Origin of the sequence: Saccharopolyspora terrae (assembly GCF_004348435.1) — a bacterium.
Taxonomy (GTDB): Bacteria; Actinomycetota; Actinomycetes; order Mycobacteriales; family Pseudonocardiaceae; genus Saccharopolyspora; species Saccharopolyspora endophytica.
Genome location: NZ_SMKS01000015.1, coordinates 1 through 12,632, shown reverse-complemented (window position 1 = coordinate 12,632; position 12,632 = coordinate 1). Strand labels below are relative to the sequence as shown.

The window sequence follows — 12,632 nt, the reverse complement described above, 5'->3', positions numbered from 1 at the left end:
GGTCAGTCCTCCCTTTCGATCTCATAGCGGTGTTTGCGTGCCTCGCGTTGGCGTTCGGCTATTGCCGCTGCGAGCTCGCGTTCTTCGGGGGTGCTGTGGCCGACGCTGACCAGGGACCAGTCGTTGATGACGGTGATCGAGTCGTCGGAGACCCCGAGCTCAGCAAGCACTTCCTCGTGGCGGAAACGGCGGCGGTCGTCGCGGATCTGCCGGAACGGCACCGAGTAGTACTGCGACTTGGTGAGGAAGTGCCCCCGGAAGGCGAGCATGTGCGCCCAGTGCCGGGGCTTGAGCGCGTCCAGCGGGTCGGGCTTGTCGGCCTGCTCCGGGTGGAGTCGATGCCACAGGACGGTGCGGCTGACTTCGCCGCCGTTATTGCAGGTCGCGCAGTACTGAGCGTGCTCGCATCCACATCCCTCGGGGGTGTGGAAGCCGTTGGGGTGGCAGTCCGGGCAGGGGAGTGGGGCGGCGAGGTCCCAGGCGGTTTGGATGATCCGCCGGTGGTGCTCGGTGACCTTGAGCCGGTCGATGTCGGCTTGGGTGCGGATGCGGCGGTCGACGGCTTCGCTCTTGCCGGTGCCCTTGGTGGCGTACTTGGCCACGTACGACGCGAGCCGGTCGTCGGTGATCACGCCCTGGTCGTCTTCGACCTGTCCGGCCTCGGCGGGGCGGATGGGGCGGATGTCGATCTGCTCCCCGAACGCCAGCTCCCACGTCTGCCCGTCGACCTCGGGCGAGGTCAGGACCGTGTTGGTGTGGGCGAGGCGGATGGCGTCGGTGAGCACATCGGAGGTGGCCCACCTCGGGGTCGGGTCTCCCGCCCCATCAGGCCCGTCCAGGCGTAGGACGGCGTGGAAGTGGATCACGCCGCGTCGCTGGAATTCGGCGACCTTGGCGAACGACAGTCGGGCGTGGTCGGCGAACAGGCGCTGCGGGAGTCCGGCTGCGTGGGCGAGGTAGCGCTTGAGGTAGGTGGTGAAGCGGTGCCAGAGGTCCCCGGCGTGGGCCTGCCAGAGGACGTGGCCGGTGTAGTCGTAGGCCTCGGGGTCGAGGGGCTGTCCGATGCGGGGGTCGTCGGGGTGGTGGTAGTCGCCGCAGCGGCAGGGGATGGCCTTGCCGTGCGGGGCGCGGCGGTTGTGGACCGGCCCGAAGCTCGGGGCGGTCAGGGTCAGGAACAGGCGGGGCTTGTCCGCGACCGAGGCGGGAATGCCCTTGGTGTCGCCGGTCAGCCCGGCTCGCAGGAGGTGGAAGGCGTCGGCGGCGTAGCGGTCGGAGCAGGCCACGCAGACCGATTCGCGGCGGTTGCCGCAGGGGACGGTCACGTGTCCGGACCGGGAAGCCAGAGCCGTTCCGGTGGTGGTGTCCTGGATGGCCCAGTGTCCGGACAGGCGGATCGGGTGGGTGCAGCCGCCGGTCATGGCGGCCTCGGTGCGCCACTGCTGGAAGCCTGCGGCGCGGGCGCGGCGTTGGAAGCCGTCAGCGACCAGCGCGCGGTAGTCCTGTTCGGTCATGAACACGGTCGGTGACAAGGGGTCCACCTCCTGACGAAGGTCAGAGGCGGGACACCACCTGCGGCCGATCTGCCCGGTGGTGTCCCGCCGAGCGATCGATGATGGTGCTGTTCAGTTGTGGGGCAACGGGTTTACGCGAGGGCGTGTCCGTTGGTGGTGCTGTAGCTGGCTGCGATCTGTTCCGCCTTGTCGGCCGGGACCTTGATCACGGCGTGGACGTCGTCGGCGGTGAACTCGCGCCCCTCATCGCGGGCGCGGGTGTAGGCCGCCTGAACGGCCTTGACCATCGGGGGCGGAAGCTTCGGCCCCTTGCTGACCGCCTTCGGGATCTCAGTGGTCGGCTTGTCGGTCACTGGCGGCGTCGGTGGTGCCGGTGACGCGGCCGGAGTGGCCAGACGCAGGTCGGGAGCTGGAGCCGGTGTCGGCGTCGGTTCCGGTGCTGGGATCTCCGCTGGGGTGGCCTGTCCGATGAGCTGGTGGACAGGCATGGCGGTGATCTGGGCTCGGAACGCCGTGGTGGTGCCGGTGCGGTCGACCAGCCAGCGCAGGACCAGCAGTCCGGGACGGAGCCGGAACTTGGTGCGGCCGTGGCGGGCTTCGTAGTCGGCCCGCATTTCCAGCAGGACGATGTCGAAGACCGCGACGGCGGCGACGGGCAGCCCTGCGGCGACCAGCCGGGTTTCGAGGGTGGGTTGGTGGATCCAGTTGATCCACGAGCTCACCGCTGTGAATGCCCACATCAGCAGCCGGGCGCGGAGGGCGGAGCGGCCGTGGATGGAGGCCCGGTAGGTCATCAGGGTGCAGGCGAACGCGGCTCCGTCGAAGGTGGCCGGCACGAGCCACGCGGTCCAGTAGGTGAATCCGGTCATGGAGGTCATGCCGTATTCGTGTAGCCCCACGAAGCTCGCGGCCCAGCCCATCACCGCCGCCAGCGCCACGATCCCGAGCGCGACCGGTGAGAGCCACAAGTGCGCTTTGCTCTGGGGCGTGTCCTGGTCCATCGCGTCTCACCCCTTACTCGGTGCTGGGGGTGAACAGGGCGTACAGGCCCCGCACGACCAGGATCACGCCGATGCCTCCGGCGATGGCGTAGGAGGGGCTGATCAGCAGCCACACCAGCGCGAGGATCGCGGAGATGAAGGCCAGTAACACCAGGACGGTCTTGATGGCCTTGCCGGTCAGTTCCACGTGGACAACAGGCTTCATGACTTCGTTCCTTCCTCATCGGTGAACAGCTCGTACTGGTTCGGGTCGGTGCGGGTTTCGGTGTGGATTGCGGTGAGGTCGTTGAGGACCTCCCAGAACGCGGCGAGGCTGACCACGCGAAGCGGTTCGGGTCTCGTGGCGCTGCCGGGCCAGGTGATGGCCACTTCGAAGCCCTCCGTGTGCGGGCGGGCGATGACGATCGGCCGGGAATCACCCGGCGTGGGGTCGAAAAGCTGTGTGCGGTGCACGGTTTTCCTTCCTGGGTCAGGCCGCGTCTTCGTCTTCGTCGCGGCGGAACTCGACAACGTTGGAGGTGTCTTCGGTCGGTGCCGGGCAGGTCCGGACGAGTTCCTCGATGTCGTCGTCGGTGACGTTTCCGGCGCGCACTCGGATGGGGCGGCGGGTGTACTGGTCGACGCGGAAGCCGATCCCGGCGTGGTCCTCGTCGGCGGGGATCTCGTCAGCCAGGGCACCCTTGACACGCATGCCATCGCCCAGGGTCATGTCGGCGTGGTTTTCGGCGGTGGTGCGCAGGCAGATCCGGCGGGTGAACAGGTCGCGGACCGGCAGGATGTCCTTGGTCGGTTCCTGCAGGTAGGCGCAGACGGCGAAGCCGGAGGCGCGTCCTTGGGTCATGATCTCGGCCAGCAGCTTCACGGCGGCGCGCGTGACGCTGGAGCTGCCGAGGGCGGTCATCATGGCCAGCTCGTCGATCATCAGTACCCGCATGGGTGTCTCGGTGCTGACGCGGACCTTGCGCAACTTCTCGTCCTTGAGGAAGCGCTGCGTGGTCTTCATGTCGTCGCGGAAGGCCTCGATGACCTGCAAGGCCTCGTCCGGGTCGTCGGCGTACTTGTTGAACAGCGGGCGGGCGTTGCCCGCCTCCATGCCGCCCTTGAGGTCGCACATGTCGACCCGCACCAGGCCGTCGCGGATCGCCGGGCCCATCGCTCGAAGCGGGTTCCACATCAGCGAGCTCTTGCCCGCCCCAGCAGCGCCGACACCGAGGAGGTGGTTGCCGAGGATGGGCTCGGTCCAGTCGTTGCCGTACTCGTCTTCCCCGAAGTACAGCGCCGAGAGGTCCACGTCCGAGGAATCCGCAGGGATCTCAGCCGGGTCGATGAACTGCTCGAACGGGTTGCCCCGCACCACGGTCAGCGCGATCAAGCCGGGCTTGACCTTCACGATCCCGAGCGCGTCGGCTCGCAGTGCCATCGAGAGCTCGTCGGCGGCGTCCTGGAACTTCTTCAGCGACTGCCCCCGCAGCACCTTCACGTACAGGGTGTCGATCGAGGGCGAGGCGGAGCGCACGCGCACGAGGCGGGGAACCTCGATGTGGCCGGTCCGCCGGTTCTCCCGCCCGAACTCGCAATCGATCATCAGCCCACGCCACCGACGGCCCACGTAGCGCAGCCATCTACGGCGAAACGACCGCAGTGCCGGACCGGCGTAGCGGTCGAAGGTCTCGGGGTGTCCGCGATACCAGGACACCCCAGCCGCACCCACTCCGGCCAGGACGGTCCCGGTGGTGACCGGTCCGAGCTCGACCACGCTCGCGGCCAGTGCGGCAGGTGTGCCGGTCATGCCGGGGTGCCGTGCCATCCAGGAAGCCGCGCGCCATTCCATGCCCTTACGTCGGTTCACCAAAGCCATTGCGGATCAACTCCTTTGAGAGCAAGAAAGGGGCTCGGCCACCAGCGCGAAGCCAGTAGCCGAGCCCCTCGGGGACTTGCGTGTTCGGGTTACTTCGAGTTGTTGAACTGGGCGTCTTCGAGGTCGACCTTGTAGTTCGCCACGGCCCGTGCCAGCTCGTCGTGGTCCTTCTTGAACCCCGCCGTGCGCACCTGCAAGCCCTTCATCGCTTCCCGGAGCTTGCTCATGGCCTTGTCGATGTCCTCGATCACGGCCGTGACCTGGTAGCTGTTGCTCATGCTCAGACCCTCCACCCCTTCGACACGAGTTCCTTTTCCCACTTCACCGTCGCCGCGTGAAACGACGTCAACTCCACAGCCGCCTTAGCGTGTGCGCCGTCGACCTCATCCCGGCCGGGGACCCGCCAATCGGTCTCTCCGGGCTCTTGAATCTTCTTGTGGAGCTTTTTGGCCTCATCCAGCGCCGTGCGAACCAAAGCAACAGCGGCCATCAGGTCGCGGTACTTGTTCATGGCGTGACGATTCGCAGCCTGAACCTGCACGATCTCTCACACTCCCTCTCTGTTTGGGTCTTGCTCCTCTTGATTGCCATCCGCTGACCTGACAGCGAATGGTGGTGCTCGTTCGGAAATCACTTGACCTTCCACGAATGCGGGCAGTCCTGGCACTGCGCGGTGCCGTCCGGGCTGACGAAGTAGAACCAGTGCGCACATCCACTCACGCCACCCGCCCCCTTTCTCTCTCGTCGCTGTTGTTCCAGGGATTGGCCAGTGCCTCCCATCGGTAGGCGGCCTGCTTCGATCTGCGCGGCACGAGCACTGATCGCGCCGGTCCCTGGTAGCGGCCGTAGCGCACGTGGTGCGTGCCGCCGATCTCCAACCAGCGAGCCTCGATCAGCTGGTGCACGGCCGCGTCGATGTGGTCCGGGACCTTCTCGACCTCGTCGTTGCTCAGGCGCTTGTAGACGTCCTCGCGGATGCCGACCAGCACGAACCCGATGCGCGAGGCCGACCGGAGCACCTTCTCGATCAGATCCATGTCGTTGATCGGCGGCCGGGGCTCCTCCCGCTTGGGCAGCGGGGCAACCGGGTTGCCGAACAGGTCCGTTTCACCGTCCATGCCCGCTCACCCCTTGTCGGAGCCCAGGCAGCCGGAGCCGTGGAAATCAAACCCACCCATGCCCCTCACCTCCACTCGTCTCGTTGTGGCAGAACTGGTCGCCGGAGTGCCGGTACCGCATCGGGTCGATGTGGCAAGCCGGGCAGTAGCACAAAGACACTTGAAACCACTTCCTTCTCGGTTGGTTGATCACTTCGTGGCGCACGACGTGCACATCACCTGCGAGCCCCACACGGGCATCCCGCAGCCATTTGCGCACGACGCCGTGCTGCTCTCCTGATAAGGAGGCATCTCAATTCACCCCCTCTCTCGCTGAGCCTTGCGAGAGTCCATAAAGACCCCGGGAACTGCTGCACCCGGGGCCAATAAGGCCTCTCCGGCGCACAATTTCGCGCCGAAAAGGCATAGCTCGGCCCACTCTTGAATTCTCAAACAACAAGCAGCCTGAATAAGGCTTAGAAAACGTCAGATCGGAATGTTCAGAATTGCGGGGCCGGTCAGGCTGCGGCCGGGATCTGCGCGTTCGCCGGGACCATGCCGTTGGCCCTGAACGACAGGCCCGAGCCGTTGTCGTTCTCCCAGTGGCTGACCGTCGCGTCGATCAGCTGGACGTAGACGCCCTCCTCGAAGCCCTCGCCGGGGTCGGCGGTCAGGGTCACCTTGATTTCCGCGCCCTTGCCCGCGTACTCGCCCGGCTGCACCCGGCGCTTCGCGAACAGCGACACCACGAACTGCTGCACGCCCTCGTGGTTCTTCACGAACTCCTGCACGCCGTCCTTCTCGCGGGTCTTCTCCTGCGGCGCCTCGGTGATCATCAGCTTGTAGCCCTGCAGGTTGACCGGGATGTTCCTCAGCATGTCTGCCTCCGTATTAGGCGGTTGAGCTCCTCTAGACAACTACAAGTCTGCTAGACGACTAGAGGAGTGTCAACCGCTCTAGACGAGTCCATACGAGTGAACGTGTGACTACGTATTAGGCGGCTGAGGGGAGGTCAGCGTGCAGGGAAGTCGTATTCGAGCACGTACGAAGGTGCGGCCTTGATCGTGTCGCACACCTCGACAGCCATCCCGGCGGTGTCAAAGGCCGTGCGGACAACGCGCATGATCGGGACCGATGCGCCAAGCTGAAGAGCGTCGCGCTCTTCATTGCTGGGCATGCGCGCCGTGACCTCCTCGACGAAGTGGTCGAGCGTGTGTCCGGCCTCTTCCAGGCGTGCATAGATGCCGCCAGGTCCTGTATCACGTTCGCTGATCGCGGTTCCACGAGCGATCTCCGCCGGGATGTATGAAACCGCAGTCTCTACCGGGATCCCGTCCGCTAGGTACCTGCGAGACCGGACGACTACAAGCTCGCCCGCGTCAATCCGAAGGCGTTCCCGAATCTCGGCGCTCGGCTCGCGCTCCTCAACGCGGATCCGGTCAACCGACGCCTGAGCACCTGCCTTTTCTGCCTCCGCCAAAAACGCTGCCTTGCCCTGTTCGCGGTGGCGACGTGCGAACCGATCGGACGCGAGGCGACGCACGGGTGCCTTGCGCTGAACGAAGACGCCCTTGCCGTGTTCGGCGAATACCAGGCCCTCGCCGCGCAGCTCCTGGAGTGCCTGGCGCACCGTCATGCGTGCGACGCCGTAGTGCTCAATCAGGGCAGCTTCGGACGGGATCCGCTCACCCGGCGGCAACGATCCGGACGTGATCAGCAACCGCAGATCATCAGCGATCTGCTTCGAGGGGGACCGGTCGCTAGACCGATCTACGGACCCCAGCTGCATAAGACCTCCAGACGTCCAGACGAGTGATAGCGTACCTCATGAGTACTTCTATTGACAGAAGGGAACGGTTAAATGACCAAGCATTCAGTTAGCGTCGCTGGCGTAGTTGTCGATGGTCAGCATCGGGTTCTAATGATCCAGCGGCGAGATAACGGCAAGTGGGAGCCTCCGGGTGGCATCCTTGAAATCGATGAGACTTTCGAAGAAGGCGTGCGCCGCGAAGTCATGGAAGAGACCGGCGTCCTGATCGAAGTCACCCAGTTGAGTGGCGTTTATAAGAATATGGAGCGGGGGATCGTTGCGCTCGTATTCAGATGCGAGCCGACAGGCGGCACTGTCCAAACGACCGACGAGAGTACCGCAGTCGAGTGGATGGAACTGGACGAGGCGTTGTCCAAGATGGATGAAGCCTATGCAGTGCGCGTCTCCGACGCCTACCAAGGCGTCCCCGCAGTTCGTGCGCACGACGGCGTGCACGTTCTCGCCCGCTGACCTCGTGCGCCGACCAAGTGCGGATGACCATCGCGGCGCAGATCATCGCCCAGAAGCCAGCGGTCTTGCTCGACTTCGACGGCCCGGTCTGTTCAGTCTTCGGCACGCTTCCTGACTACCGGGTTGCGGACGAACTCAAAGCTCGCATCGGGCAAAGGCTTCCGCGTGAAGTCGCCACGAGCCGCGACCCGTTCACAGTGCTGAGTTATTCCGTCGGCCTTGGCCCAATCGCCGCCGACGTCGAGTCACGGCTTCGTGAGCTCGAACTCGAAGCTGTCGCATGCGCTCCCGGCACACCCGGAGCCGGTGACTTCCTGGCCTATCTGTCCCAGGCGGGGATTTCCACCGTCATTGTCTCGAACAACTCGCACGCGGCCGTGGAGGCATACCTGCACCGAGCCGGGCTGAATCGGCACGTGCTCGCGATCAGTGCGCGCCGTGACGCCGATCCGAGCCGGATGAAGCCGAACCCCCGTTGCTTCGCGAAGCGATCGCGACCCTCCACCGGCCCGCCGACGACTGCGTCATGATCGGCGATTCCCTGAGCGACATCCAGGCAGCAAAGACCGCCATAGCCATGTCGATCGGCTACGCGAACAAGCCCCACAAGCACGACCGCATGTTGGCGCTGAACCCCGATGCCATCGTCGACCGGATCGAGGACCTCATCCCCAGGTCTTGATGCGCTGCGCGCGTGTTCAGAGTTTCTTTTCTTCATCAAGGGCGGGCCCTGCGGGCCCGCCTGCCTGCGGTTTCCTCGGTCGGCGCAGCGGGGCCCCGCCGGGGGCCCGCCTCCGGCACCCCGGCACCCCGCGCGCCGACCAGATCGGAAGGCAGGCGGGCCCGGCTCCGCCAGAAGAAGCCTCCACGCTCAGGCGCAAAGAGGTGTCCTCGCCGGACGGGCAGGCCAACAGGGTGAGGGGGACAGGCGCATCGGCTGCGGTTCGGTCGTGGCTGCTCTGTCCTCACCCCATCGACCTCCACAAGGGCTATCAGCCCGCGTCAAGGGGGCAAGCTTTATGCCGGCATGTCCCGTCGTGCTCGGCGCTTGCCCCCTTGACACGGCCTGATGAGGGCTTCGCCAGGTCGACGGGGTGAGGACAGAGGCCCTCCCTTGTGCGTGGGTACTACAGAGGCCGCCAGACCTTAGTCAGCCCGATACGATTCGCGGACTGCTAAGCCGGACTGTTTCTAGGTGGCCGTCGAGGTGCCGTCGCCACCGATTCCCTTCGCTGTCGCGGAAATCGAGCACGCCGGTTTTCATCAAGTACCGCAGTTCTTCCTCCATGCTAGCCTGAAGGGCTGCCCATGCCTTATTGTGCTGGTTCCGTTGCTCGCTAGTAAGTCCCCCGCCTAGCAGCGGATCCTTCGCCACTTTCTCATGAATTTCGACAGGCATCTCATCATGAAGTTGCTTTGCAAGCTCGACGCTTCGCGGGAAGACTTTTCGCGCGTCAAGAGGAAGGCACTGAGGCTCCTCAGTTGGCATCAACCGCTCGTACACGGTGACGCACTTGTACCGAATCCAGCGTGCGCTTTCTTGGTTATCAACCAGAAGGTGCACTTGGTAGACGGGTAAGTCGCTCGCGTTTATGTACCAGAGTCCGTGGTCAACGAAGTGATTGACGGTAGTGGTGCCGATTCTTGACGTCCCACAACCATCGTCTTCGGCAATCCAGGCGGCGATTTTACTGGACTGCCAGCGAAGATCATGCTTTTGTGCGAGGTTTAGCTGTCCTGATTGTTTGCGGTAGGCGCGAAATGCAAAGAAGGCGGCGGCTGTTGATACGACGAGAGAGCAAACTGCAGCAGCCGCACTTACAGCAGGGGGATCATAATCTTTAATGAGTTCTAAAAATTGCTTAACGAAGCTGGGTAAATACACGCGGTGATCATACAGTGACTCCCGGTGGATATCGGGTGCGACGTAACCGGCACTGGCGACGGCCCGTGCGCCCGTTCTGTACTCCTTCCGCGCAAAGCAAGGTCAGAAGCCACAAATGACGCGGTTCCGCCGAGCCGAGGCGGGTCCTACCCGGTGAGATCACGTTCGTCAGTCGTTCGTCAGTGGGCCAAAAACGAGCGAAAAACGACGAGAAGCTGGGAGCAAGGTCTTGCGAGGTCAGACAGGGTTTCGAGCTTGACGCTGCAGGTGGCGAATGCCCTGGTAGTCGTTCCGCTTCAACGTCTGATCATCGGATTCTCTCGCAGGCCCGGACCGGACGGTTCGGGCCTGCGTGCTTTTGACCAGCGGAATTGACTGCTCTGGCGCTGCTGCGTATAAAGTAGGTACGTACCTACAAGGTGGTGGTCTCGATGTCGACCATGAGCGCGCGTGAGTTCAACCAGGATGTCAGCGCGGCCAAGCGGGCTGCGGCGGAAGACGGTCCTCTGTTCATCACCGATCGCGGTGAATCCGCGTTCGTCCTGCTCACCGTTCATGATTACGAGCGGTTGGCGGAGCAGCGCAGCGTTGCCGATTGGCTGCAGCTGGACGAGGAGATCGAGTTCGAGCCGCCACGCCTCGAATCGTTCCCCCGGGCGGCCGACCTGTGAGTTTCCTTCTCGACACCAATGTGATCAGCGAACTTCGCAAGAAACCCGGTGTGGTCGACTCGCGGGTCCTCGAGTGGGCGACGGCTCTCTCCTCGGGGGATGCGTGCATCAGCGTCATCACGGTGATGGAGATCGAACTCGGCATCGCGCGCGTGGAGGGCCGTGACGCCGCGCAAGGGGCTGTTCTGCGCAACTGGCTGGAGAAGCAGGTCTTGGTCGGGTTCTCGGGGCGCGTGCTGCCCGTTGACGTCCCCGTCGCGCGCAGGGCGGCGTTGCTGCACGTACCGGACCCGCGGCCCGAGCGTGATGCCTTCATCGCCGCGACTGCTGCCGTGCACGGATTGACGGTGGCCACTCGCAACGTCGCCGACTTCCAGCCCACTGGGGTCGCGGCCGTCAACCCGTGGGAAGCCTGAGCAAGGTCAGCAGTTCGTCGAGCGAGACGGGCTTGCTCACGCCGGATCGGTCCGGGCTTGCGTCGTTGGGCGGCCGAGTGGCTGATCTTGGGGGAAACGCCTGTTTTCGCCCGTGAGTTGCTCTAGCCTCCTGCCGAGAACGGCGGTGTGCCATCGGTTTTGGCTGGGCGGGGGTGCGGGGCGTTGCCGGAGGGCGATGACGGCGAGCGGTCGGGGTCGAAAGGGTCGGACACGCCCAGATGGGTCGCGACCATCGGTGCCGTCGGCTCGGTGGTCGCCCTGCTCGGCTTCCTGGGGTTCTCCAACATCGGACAGCTGGGCAACGCGCTCGACAACGCTCTGGGCGGTAGCGCCTCCTCGTCCGCCGAGCCGCCGAGAGCCTCGGTGACCAGCGAGGACGACGATCCGAGCGCCACCTACAGGCCGACGCGCACCTACACGACCAAGCCGACGAAGACCGCATCGCCGGACGAGGAGGCGACCGACGAAACCCCGTTCACGGCCGCCGCGCTGCTGCCCGACGACTTCGAGGACGATCGCGGCGTCGGCTACACCCGCGTCGCGTCGGGGGTGCACGGCTGCACCGACGCCTCCCACATGTCCGACAACGTCCAGCGAGTGCTGAGCGGCTACGACTGCGACCTGACCGTCACCGGGAACTACCTGAAATCAGGCGACGTCTCGGAGGACGCCGACGTGCTCGTGTCGGTCCAGGTCATCCGCTTCGACGACACCTCGACGGCGAAGGCGGTCAAGGAGCGCATCGTCGCCGGTGGCTCGTGGGACTTCGGCATCTGGTGCCCGAACGAGGGGCGCGGAAGCGACGCCTGCGACGGCTACGAGCGGGCGCGGACCGAGAGCTACGTCAGCTACGACCACCGGTACGTGGTCCACGCCGTCGCCCTGTACGTGAACCTGAGCTCGTCCCCCGACGCGGAGACCGCCACCGACGCGGCGGCCGACGCAGCCGTCACCGAGATCGGCCCGGAGAACTACACCGGCGACTGAGGGCATCCGCCGTCCAGGTGAAAGCAGCCATGTACGAGTGAAACTGCCCTTCATTCAGAACAACGCTGGCGATTGAGATGCAACCCGACTTTTTCGAAGTAGGGCAGGCCCCTGACTAGGGTTCCTGGGGATGTCGGGCTCTGCGTTTCTCGATGTGGTCGATGGTCGCGTGGGCGGGGATCAGCAGGAGCCAACAGGCGGGCGCCCACGTGGGAGACACCAGCGCTACCGGCATGGACGCGACGAAACCGACGATCGTCACCGCCGAGGGTGCGTAGGCCGACAGGGCCTGCGTCTCGGGGTGGAAGCTTCCGGTGTGACGGGCGATGGCGACGATGACCAGCTGCAGCGCTGCGATCGCTGCGACGGTGGCGGCGTAGCTGATCACCGCCACTGGTTCGTCGCCGTAGTTGGCCAGCAGTGACGAGGGAAAGGGCAGCAGCGCGACGAAGCCCAGCAGCACCACGTTCACCGCTGCGACCGAGGGCCCGATTCGCCGGATGTCGCTGAACAGTGCGCGGTGTCCCAGCCACAGCACGCCGATGACCAGGAACGCGATCACATAACCGGACATGTCGGGGGCGAGTCCGCGCAGCGCGTCGTGCAAGCCGCTGGTGTTCAGCCCTTCGGGCACGCGGATGTCGAGGGCGAGCAGGGTAGCCGCAATCGCGAAAACGCCGTCGGAGAGGGCGAGCACCCGCCCGTCCTGCCCCGAGTCGTCGTCCTCGACTGCCACACCCCGAGACTGACCGAAACCGCGCCGTCGAGCATGACGACCTAGGAGCTGTTTAGGAACCGATCTTGGTGAGGCTGCGGAGCCAGATGTCGATGGTGGCGACGTGCACGGTGGCTTCGTAGCGGAGGGCGAGTTTGTCGTACCGGCAGGCCACGGCACGGTGGTGTT

18 protein-coding genes are annotated in these 12,632 nt (G+C 65.0%); 6 read left to right on the top strand and 12 right to left on the bottom strand.

The features are described 5' to 3' along the window. Positions 1 to 2: 2 nt before the first annotated feature. The 10 genes from E1181_RS11655 to E1181_RS11610 form a co-directional block, all read right to left on the bottom strand. Positions 3 to 1,529: a replication initiator gene (locus E1181_RS11655; RefSeq protein ID WP_132673991.1), complete on the bottom strand. Its 1,527-nt coding sequence runs from the start codon at positions 1,527 to 1,529 to the stop codon at positions 3 to 5. 113 nt (positions 1,530 to 1,642) lie between these two features. Next, on the bottom strand, positions 1,643 to 2,512 hold the full coding sequence (locus E1181_RS31770) for a DUF2637 domain-containing protein (protein ID WP_207922111.1): 870 nt from the start codon (positions 2,510 to 2,512) through the stop codon (positions 1,643 to 1,645). Positions 2,513 to 2,525: 13 nt separating this feature from the next. After that, positions 2,526 to 2,717 (bottom strand): hypothetical protein, encoded by a 192-nt coding sequence (locus tag E1181_RS11645; protein ID WP_132673990.1) that lies wholly within the window; start codon positions 2,715 to 2,717, stop codon positions 2,526 to 2,528. Continuing rightward, complete coding sequence (locus E1181_RS11640) at positions 2,714 to 2,965, bottom strand: hypothetical protein (RefSeq protein ID WP_132673989.1); 252 nt, start codon at positions 2,963 to 2,965, stop codon at positions 2,714 to 2,716. The genes E1181_RS11645 and E1181_RS11640 overlap by 4 nt, the downstream gene beginning before the upstream one ends. A gap of 16 nt (positions 2,966 to 2,981) precedes the next feature. Then, the gene (locus tag E1181_RS11635) at positions 2,982 to 4,370 is read right to left on the bottom strand and encodes an FtsK/SpoIIIE domain-containing protein (protein ID WP_132673988.1); all 1,389 of its coding nucleotides are present in this window, start codon (positions 4,368 to 4,370) and stop codon (positions 2,982 to 2,984) included. Positions 4,371 to 4,459: 89 nt separating this feature from the next. Beyond that, on the bottom strand, positions 4,460 to 4,648 hold the full coding sequence (locus tag E1181_RS11630) for a hypothetical protein (protein WP_132673987.1): 189 nt from the start codon (positions 4,646 to 4,648) through the stop codon (positions 4,460 to 4,462). A gap of 2 nt (positions 4,649 to 4,650) precedes the next feature. Continuing rightward, on the bottom strand, positions 4,651 to 4,881 hold the full coding sequence (locus E1181_RS11625; protein ID WP_132673986.1) for a hypothetical protein: 231 nt from the start codon (positions 4,879 to 4,881) through the stop codon (positions 4,651 to 4,653). A gap of 205 nt (positions 4,882 to 5,086) precedes the next feature. Next, positions 5,087 to 5,488, bottom strand: a complete 402-nt coding sequence (locus E1181_RS11620; RefSeq protein WP_132673985.1) for a hypothetical protein — start codon at positions 5,486 to 5,488, stop codon at positions 5,087 to 5,089. Positions 5,489 to 5,985: 497 nt separating this feature from the next. Continuing rightward, the gene (locus E1181_RS11615; RefSeq protein WP_132673984.1) at positions 5,986 to 6,345 is read right to left on the bottom strand and encodes a hypothetical protein; all 360 of its coding nucleotides are present in this window, start codon (positions 6,343 to 6,345) and stop codon (positions 5,986 to 5,988) included. A gap of 134 nt (positions 6,346 to 6,479) precedes the next feature. Then, positions 6,480 to 7,256, bottom strand: a complete 777-nt coding sequence (locus E1181_RS11610; RefSeq protein ID WP_132673983.1) for a GntR family transcriptional regulator — start codon at positions 7,254 to 7,256, stop codon at positions 6,480 to 6,482. 72 nt (positions 7,257 to 7,328) lie between these two features. Here E1181_RS11610 and E1181_RS11605 point away from each other — a divergent pair, with 72 nt between their 5' ends. From E1181_RS11605 to E1181_RS11595, 3 genes are read left to right on the top strand one after another with little or no spacing between them, the layout of a single operon-like run. After that, positions 7,329 to 7,748, top strand: coding sequence for an NUDIX hydrolase (locus E1181_RS11605; protein WP_132673982.1), 420 nt, complete (start codon positions 7,329 to 7,331; stop codon positions 7,746 to 7,748). A 23-nt stretch (positions 7,749 to 7,771) separates the two neighbouring features. After that, on the top strand, positions 7,772 to 8,278 hold the full coding sequence (locus E1181_RS11600; protein WP_132673981.1) for an HAD family hydrolase: 507 nt from the start codon (positions 7,772 to 7,774) through the stop codon (positions 8,276 to 8,278). Continuing rightward, positions 8,275 to 8,430 carry an HAD family hydrolase gene (locus tag E1181_RS11595; RefSeq protein WP_235876691.1) on the top strand — a complete coding sequence of 52 codons (156 nt, stop codon included), beginning with the start codon at positions 8,275 to 8,277 and terminating at the stop codon, positions 8,428 to 8,430. Before E1181_RS11600 ends, E1181_RS11595 begins: the two co-directional genes overlap by 4 nt. A gap of 468 nt (positions 8,431 to 8,898) precedes the next feature. On the opposite strand, the gene E1181_RS11590 is transcribed toward E1181_RS11595, so the two are convergent. Beyond that, a complete protein-coding gene (locus E1181_RS11590) occupies positions 8,899 to 9,633 on the bottom strand; it encodes a hypothetical protein (protein ID WP_132673979.1) in 735 nt (244 codons plus the stop codon). A gap of 419 nt (positions 9,634 to 10,052) precedes the next feature. Between E1181_RS11590 and E1181_RS11585 the strand changes: the two genes are divergently transcribed. From E1181_RS11585 to E1181_RS11575, 3 genes are all read left to right on the top strand, one after another. Next, positions 10,053 to 10,304 (top strand): type II toxin-antitoxin system prevent-host-death family antitoxin, encoded by a 252-nt coding sequence (locus E1181_RS11585; RefSeq protein WP_207922110.1) that lies wholly within the window; start codon positions 10,053 to 10,055, stop codon positions 10,302 to 10,304. Further along, on the top strand, positions 10,301 to 10,720 hold the full coding sequence (locus E1181_RS11580) for a type II toxin-antitoxin system VapC family toxin (RefSeq protein WP_132673978.1): 420 nt from the start codon (positions 10,301 to 10,303) through the stop codon (positions 10,718 to 10,720). Before E1181_RS11585 ends, E1181_RS11580 begins: the two co-directional genes overlap by 4 nt. A gap of 183 nt (positions 10,721 to 10,903) precedes the next feature. Continuing rightward, entirely contained in the window at positions 10,904 to 11,728 is an 825-nt protein-coding gene (locus E1181_RS11575; protein WP_132673977.1) for a hypothetical protein, read from the top strand. Between the two features lie 115 nt (positions 11,729 to 11,843). Here E1181_RS11575 and E1181_RS11570 read toward each other — a convergent pair whose 3' ends face one another. Continuing rightward, positions 11,844 to 12,464: a TMEM175 family protein gene (locus E1181_RS11570; protein ID WP_132673976.1), complete on the bottom strand. Its 621-nt coding sequence runs from the start codon at positions 12,462 to 12,464 to the stop codon at positions 11,844 to 11,846. Positions 12,465 to 12,632 lie beyond the last annotated feature (168 nt).